The organism is Streptomyces sp. NPDC005752, assembly GCF_040630715.1.
Classification (GTDB): Bacteria; Actinomycetota; Actinomycetes; order Streptomycetales; family Streptomycetaceae; genus Streptomyces.
In genome coordinates this window covers 233,910-240,464 of record NZ_JBEXYB010000006.1, presented here as the reverse complement: position 1 = coordinate 240,464, position 6,555 = coordinate 233,910, and the positions used below count along the sequence as shown (strand labels likewise).

Sequence of the window (6,555 nt, the reverse complement as noted above, 5' to 3'; positions counted from 1 at the left end):
CCTCCTCGCTTTTTTACTCCCCGGCCCACCCCCCGCGCTCTCCGCTTTGGGGGCGGTCTCCTGGAAGGAGACCGCCCACTGTGGTGTCTGTGCGCCGTCAGGGACTCGAACCCCGGACCCGCTGATTAAGAGTCAGCTGCTCTAACCAACTGAGCTAACGGCGCCTGCTGACTCGAAAATAATACCCGGTCCTCAGGGGTGCTGATGACACGTGCCCGCTGCAGGGCCGACAGCACCGCCGAACCGTGCGGACCCGCCCCTGACCTGCGGGCCCGCACCGCACATGTATATACCGAGCGAGGACTCCCCGCCGCACCCGTGAGTGGCGCACGCCACAGACCGGGGCTCACGGGAAACGGCTCAGAGCGACAGCGACAGGAGTACCGGTGCCGCCCGCCGGTTCAGTGTGGCGGCGGCTGCCCGCAGCCGGTGCGCGTGCTCGATCGGGAGGGACAGTGCCAGGCACCCCGCGGCCGACCCCGCGGTGAGCGGAACCGCCGCGCACACCGTGCCCACGGCGTACTCCTGGAGGTCGAGCATCGGGACCGTCGCCGGCTGGCTGTCCAGCTTCGAGAAAAGCACCTTCTCGCTCGTGATCGTCCGCGACGTCAGCCGTGCGATGCGGTGCCGGGACAGATGGTCGCGCCGGCCGTTCTGGTCCAGCTGGGTCAGCAGGCACTTGCCGATCGCGCTGGCGTGCGCCGCCGAGCGGAAGTCCACCCACTCGTTGACCGCGGGCGTGCGTGGCCCGTCCGCCACCTGTGTGACGCGGATCTCCCCGTCGACGTAACGGCTGACGTAGACCGCAGCGCCGACCGAGTCCCGCAGCTGAACCAGGGTCTGCTGGAGCTTCGCCTCCACGGCCCGCCGGCGGGCGGCGCCGGAGCCGAGCTCCACCAGGGCGGATCCGATGACGTACGCGCCGTCGGCCACCTGCTCGACGTACCCTTCGCGGCGCAGCGTCAGGAGGAGGGGTCTCAGGTGCCCGCTCGGCAGGCCCGTCTCCCGGGAGATCCGGGCCTCGGGCACCCCGCTGCCGTGGGCGGACACGGATTCGAGCACGCGCAAGGCGTACTGCACCGAATGGAACGGTGCCTTCGGCTCCGGCTTCAACGCCACGGTTCCCCCTCAGGGCCTCTACCAGGTTGTGACGGCAAGCTCGCGACCCACGATAGTCGCCGAGTGGCCGATTCGGAGGGGCTGTCGGGGAGTTGGCGGTGCGCCCCGGCTCGGGGAACAGGGACGCACCCGCCTGGCATATGCCAGGGTCACAAGTGCGGCGCCGAAGGCGAGGTCACAGCACCGCGTTGAGGAACTCGCGCGTACGTTCGTGTTCGGGATCGGTGAATATCTTCTCCGGTGAGCCGGACTCCACGACCCGGCCGGCATCGAACATCAGGACCTTTTCCGACACGTCCCGGGCGAAATTCATCTCGTGGGTCACACAGAGCATCGTGATGTCGGTGCTTCTGGCGATGTCGCCCAGCAGATCCAGCACACCGGCCACGAGCTCGGGGTCCAGCGCCGACGTCACCTCGTCGAGCAGCAGGATCTCCGGCCGCATCGCCAGCGCGCGGGCGATGGCGACGCGCTGCTGCTGGCCTCCGGAGAGCTGGGAGGGGTGGGCGTCGACCTTTCCGGAGAGCCCGACCAGGTCGAGCAGCTCCCTGGCCCGGGCCTCCGCCTCTTCGCGCTCCATCCCGAGGACGTTGACCGGGGCCTCGGTGATGTTCTGGAGCACCTTCATGTTGGGGAAGAGGTTGAACTGCTGGAAGACCATCCCGATCTTCTTCCGGGACACCCGCAGCTCCTTCTCACCCGCCGGCTTCAGGGAACCGTCCGGTCTGCGCACGTGCGAGAGCGGCGAGCCGTCCACCCAGATCACACCGTCGCTGACCTTCTCGAGGGTCATCAGGAGCCGCAGGATCGTGGTCTTCCCCGAGCCGCTCGGACCGATCAGCGTGACGTGCTCGCCGCGCCGCACGGTGAAGTCCAGCTCGTCCAGGACCACGTGGTCGCCGTAGCGCTTGACGACCTTGTCGAAGCGGACGAGTGGCTCGACGCCCGTGACCAGGGGGTCACCGGCCGCGTCCGCGATCTTCTTGAGGGGGGCGGGTTCAGTGGCCAAGACGCTTCTCCAGCTTTCTCATCAGCAGCGAGGTGGGGTAGCTCGCGACCAGGAAGACGAGCCCGGCGAGCGTGAACACCTCGGTGTACACGAAGTGGTCGGCTCCGTACTTCCGGGCCTCGAAGACCATCTCCTGCACCGTGATCACGGCGAGGAACGGGGTTTCCTTGAACATCGAGATCGCGTAGTTGCCGAGGGCCGGCAGCACGTTGCGCACCGCCTGCGGCAGGATCACGGCCTGCCAGGTCCGCCGCGGCGACATCGAGAGCGCCCGGCATGCCTCCCACTGCCCCTTGGGGACCCCGTCGATCCCGGCCCGGTAGACCTCGGAGGTGTACGCGGCATAGTGGATGCCCAGCACGACGATGCCGACGGTCAGCGGTTCCACGGAGCTGAAGACGGCTGCCGCGCCCACGAGCTGGACCAGCAGCGGAGTGGAGCGGACGAACTCCGTGAGCGCCTTCACCGGTACGGTCACGAACCGGGAGGGCGCACGGCCGGCCACCGCGACGGCCAGCCCGAGCACCGCGGCCACGAGCGTGCCGAGCACGGTCGCCAGCAGAGTGACCCTGAATCCTTCGAGCAGCAGCGGGAAGGCGTCCCCGACGGCATCCCACCGGAACGACTGGTTCACCGGGAACCTCCCGCTGTGGCAGCGGCTTCCGCCGTGCGTGTCTTCAGCAGGCTGCCCGCACCGGTGTGCAGTCCCAGCCGCCGCTTGGCGGTGCGCTCCAGCATGTTCATCAGCAGGGTCAGCGCGTAGGCGAGGACGAAGTAGACGGCCAGCAGCATCAGATACGTGGTGAGGGTCTCACCGCTCCGGCTGCGGACGTGTTCGATCGCGGTCATCAGATCGGCCGCGGAGAGCAGCCACAGCAGGGGAGTGCACTTCAGTAGCTGGATCAGCAGGTTGGTGAAGGACGGGATCATCTGCACCCAGGCCTGCGGCATGATCACTTTGCGCATCCGGTGGAAGGGCGACATGTTCAGTGCCACGGCCGCCTCGTACTGCGCGCGGGGGACGGAGTTGATCGCGCCGCGCACGATCTCCGAACCGTACGCACCGTAGTTCAGCCCGAAGGCGACGATCCCGCAGACCAGCGGGGTGAGTTCGTAACCCGTGAGGGGCGGCATCGCGTAGTAGAGCCAGAAGAGCTGGATGTAGAGGGAGGTGCCGCGGAAGAACTCCACGACGGTCCGGGAGACCCCGCGCACCAGCAGCAGCCTGCTGCCCGCCGCCAGGCCGAGGACGAACGACAGCAGCAGGGCGACCAGGGAGCCGAGGACCGTGGCCTCGAGCGTCACCCACAGGCCGGATCTGACCTGGGGAAACTCTTCGCCGAGTACGGTGAGGAAGTCACTCATACGGTGTGGTCCGCCCCCGTCAGCCCTTGCACAGGTCGGCGGTCCTGAGCGTGGCAGGCGGTATCTCCGTGGCGCCGAAGCCGTACTCCTGGAGCAGCTCCACGTAGCGGGACCTGTCCGAGACGATCTTCTTGAGTTCGCGGTTGAAGGCGTCGCGCAGGTCCTCGTTGCCCTGGCGGAACACCGCGCCGCCCGGGGAGAACTGCTTCGTGCCGTCCAGCTCCGGCACGAAGGCCTCGGTGACCTCGGTGTCCGGGTTGGTCTTGGCCAGCCAGCGCAGCGAGATGCCGGTGAGCAGGAACGCGTCGATCCGGCCGCCCTTGACGGCGTCCGCGCCGTCCTGCGGCTTCTGCAGCGTCTTGATCTTCCCCTCGGCGATGCCCGCGCCCTCGGCGTACGACGCCTCGACCGCACCGGACATCACGCCGACGGTGACCCCGGCCGCCTTCGCGGAGGCCAGGTCGGTGAGCTTCTCCGGGTTTCCCTTCTTCACCATCAGGGCCGTGGGGGAGATGAACTCCGGCTCGGAGAAGAGCGCGTTGGCGCAGCGTTCCGGCGTGATGGCCATGCCCGCGCTGACCACGTCGTACTTGCCCGCCTGCAGGCCGGGGATGAGCCCGTCCCACTCCGAGAGGGTGGGCTTCAGCTCGTCGACACCGAGCGCCTTGAATATCTCCCGGTGCAGGGTGGGGGCCTCGCCCTTGAGCTCCTTGCCCTCCATGTACCCGTACGGGGCCTCGTTGGCGTAGGCGACCCGGACGAAGCCCTGCTTGCGGAGCTTGTCGAGCGCACCCTCACCGTCCGCGGCGCCGGCGTCCGTCTTGCTGCACGCGGAGAGGAGGCCGGGGACCACGAGCAGACCTCCGACGGCCGCCGTTCGATTGAGGAAGCCCCGACGGGACAGGTGAGGGAAGTCAGCCATGGTTCGCAATCTCCTGCGGAAATAGGGGTGTCGAACAGTCCGGACAGAGTGAGCACCTGCCCGATCCGGGGCACCTATGCAGCAAGCGCTGCCATGTAACCGAACGGTGGCCGGAGGGTGACCCTCCCGTGTCCCGTGATGGGCGGAGGGCGATGACGGGTGTACGGGGCGTACCGGCGCCGGTGCGACACCCCGTGACCGGCCGTCAGGGTGGAGGTCAGGACGGAATGTCCGGGGAAGGCACGTAACCACGCTGTACGTCCACCACGTTGCGCAGCGGCTCCCCGGCCGCCCAGCGTTCGTACATCGAGACGAACTGCTCGCCCAGCCGGTCCCGCCATCCGGCCGTGTCCCCGCTCATGTGCGGGGAGACCAGCAGGCCGGGCACGTCCCACAGCGGGCTGGACGGGTCCAGCGGCTCCTCCTGGAACACGTCGAGCGCCGCGCCCGCGATCCAGTGCCGGCGCAGCGCGTCGGCCAGATCGTCCTCGACGGTCAGCTGACCGCGCCCCACGTTGACGAAGTGGGCGGAGGGCTGGAGCAACCCGAAGAAGCGGGTGTCGAACATCCCGCGCGTCTCGTCCGTCAGGGGAGCCGCGGAGATCACCCAGTCCGCACCCGCCGCCAACCGTCCCAGGTCCTCGACGCCGTGGATCGTGCGCCGCGCGGTACGCCCGACGAGCGCCACCCGCACACCGAGGCCGTGCAGCAGCCGCATGATCTCCCGGCCGACGGGGCCCGCGCCGACGACCACGGCGCGGCTGCCGGCGAGGTCCCGGGTCTCCCGGTGGCGCCACCGGTGCTGCCGCTGGAGGTCCAGGGTGCGGGGGAGGTCCTTCGCGAAGGCGAGCACCAGCCCCGCGACGTACTCGGCGATCGGCAGCTCGAAGACGCCCCGGGCGTTGGTGACGACGGTCGGGGAGGCGGCCAGCTCCGGGCAGAGCAGCCGGTCCACCCCGGCGCTCGCGGTGTGTACCCAGCGGGGGCGCGGCCCGTCGCCGGGCCAGGCAGCGCGGACGGCGTCGGAGGTGAAGTCCCAGACCAGCAGGACGTCGGCGTCGGGCAGCTGCCCGGCCAGCGTCCGCCCGTCCGCGTACCTCACGACGGCCCGCCCGGTCAGCCGGCCCAGGCGCGGTGACGGGTCGGTGTCCAGTACGAGGATCACAGGAGTGGTCATCAGGAATGACCACGCTCGCACCGGGGCACACGCCCGTCAACAGGACCCTTCGGCCCGCGGGAGAAACCGCTGGTCACACCGGTTGCGGGAGACGGCACGGGGCCACAAGGGGAATAATTGTCCCCGGCGGGGACCGCGGTGGCGCGAGTGCCGGCACGAACATCCGGACGCACGGGAAGGATGGACATGACGACCGTAGGACTTCTCTACCCGGGCCATGCCGCGGAGGACGACTTCCCGCGGATCGAGGTCATGCTCGACAGCGACATCAGGGTGCCGCTCTTCCACACCGACATCGACGAGGACGCCCGCAGGGCGGAGAACCTCCGAGCGGCGGGCACCCCCGACCGTCTGAACGCCGGTGTCGAGGAGCTGCGGCTGGCAGGTGCCGAATCCCTGGTCTGGGCCTGCTCGGGCGGCAGCTTCGCCTACGGCTGGGAGGGGGCGCACGAACAGGCCGCCGAGCTGGCCAAGGCCGCCGGGCTCCCCGCGTCCAGCACGTCGATCGGCTTCGTCCAGGCGGTACGCGAGCTGGGGGCGTCCCGGGTCGCGATCGCCGCGACCTACTCCGAGGACATCGCCGCGCTCTTCGCCGGCTTCCTGCGGTCCGGTGGGATCGAGGTGGCCGCCAGCCGTGGCGGCGGCATCGTCACGGCGTCCGACGCGGCCGCCGCGGACGTCGAGCTCGTGAAGCAGCTGGCCGTGGCCGGGGACCACCCCGACGCCGAGGTGGTGCTGCTGCCGGACAACGCCCTGCACACCGCCGCCTACGTCCCCGAGCTCGAGGAACTCCTCGGCAAACCGGTACTCACCGCCAACCAGGTGGCGGTCTGGGAAGGCCTCCGGCTGGCCGAACGCCGCATCTGGGCCCCTACCCTCGGCACGCTGTTCGCCACCCGCGAGCCGCCGCTCGGTGCCACCGAGCCCCGGGGCATCGAGGTACGGGAGTAGACGCCCCGGGCC

7 protein-coding genes and 1 tRNA gene are annotated in these 6,555 nt (G+C 69.7%); 1 reads left to right on the top strand and 7 read right to left on the bottom strand.

The window, feature by feature from the left end:
* Positions 1 to 90 precede the first annotated feature (90 nt).
* The 7 genes from ABZ441_RS07990 to ABZ441_RS07960 all read right to left on the bottom strand — a co-directional run bounded on the left by ABZ441_RS07990 (position 91) and on the right by ABZ441_RS07960 (position 5,592).
* A tRNA-Lys gene (locus ABZ441_RS07990) sits at positions 91 to 164 on the bottom strand.
* A gap of 196 nt (positions 165 to 360) precedes the next feature.
* Entirely contained in the window at positions 361 to 1,119 is a 759-nt protein-coding gene (locus ABZ441_RS07985; protein ID WP_358969595.1) for an IclR family transcriptional regulator C-terminal domain-containing protein, read from the bottom strand.
* Positions 1,120 to 1,294: 175 nt separating this feature from the next.
* Entirely contained in the window at positions 1,295 to 2,128 is an 834-nt protein-coding gene (ehuA, locus tag ABZ441_RS07980; protein ID WP_205020148.1) for an ectoine/hydroxyectoine ABC transporter ATP-binding protein EhuA, read from the bottom strand.
* Positions 2,118 to 2,762, bottom strand: coding sequence for an ectoine/hydroxyectoine ABC transporter permease subunit EhuD (gene ehuD, locus ABZ441_RS07975; RefSeq protein ID WP_358969592.1), 645 nt, complete (start codon positions 2,760 to 2,762; stop codon positions 2,118 to 2,120). The genes ehuA and ehuD overlap by 11 nt, the downstream gene beginning before the upstream one ends.
* Positions 2,759 to 3,493: an ectoine/hydroxyectoine ABC transporter permease subunit EhuC gene (gene ehuC / locus ABZ441_RS07970; protein ID WP_358969590.1), complete on the bottom strand. Its 735-nt coding sequence runs from the start codon at positions 3,491 to 3,493 to the stop codon at positions 2,759 to 2,761. Before ehuC ends, ehuD begins: the two co-directional genes overlap by 4 nt.
* Before the next feature lie 19 nt (positions 3,494 to 3,512).
* Positions 3,513 to 4,415 carry an ectoine/hydroxyectoine ABC transporter substrate-binding protein EhuB gene (gene ehuB, locus ABZ441_RS07965; protein WP_358969588.1) on the bottom strand — a complete coding sequence of 301 codons (903 nt, stop codon included), beginning with the start codon at positions 4,413 to 4,415 and terminating at the stop codon, positions 3,513 to 3,515.
* A 217-nt stretch (positions 4,416 to 4,632) separates the two neighbouring features.
* Positions 4,633 to 5,592 (bottom strand): D-2-hydroxyacid dehydrogenase, encoded by a 960-nt coding sequence (locus tag ABZ441_RS07960; RefSeq protein ID WP_358969586.1) that lies wholly within the window; start codon positions 5,590 to 5,592, stop codon positions 4,633 to 4,635.
* Positions 5,593 to 5,778: 186 nt separating this feature from the next.
* Between ABZ441_RS07960 and ABZ441_RS07955 the strand changes: the two genes are divergently transcribed.
* Positions 5,779 to 6,543 (top strand): decarboxylase, encoded by a 765-nt coding sequence (locus ABZ441_RS07955; protein WP_358969584.1) that lies wholly within the window; start codon positions 5,779 to 5,781, stop codon positions 6,541 to 6,543.
* Positions 6,544 to 6,555: the final 12 nt, after the last annotated feature.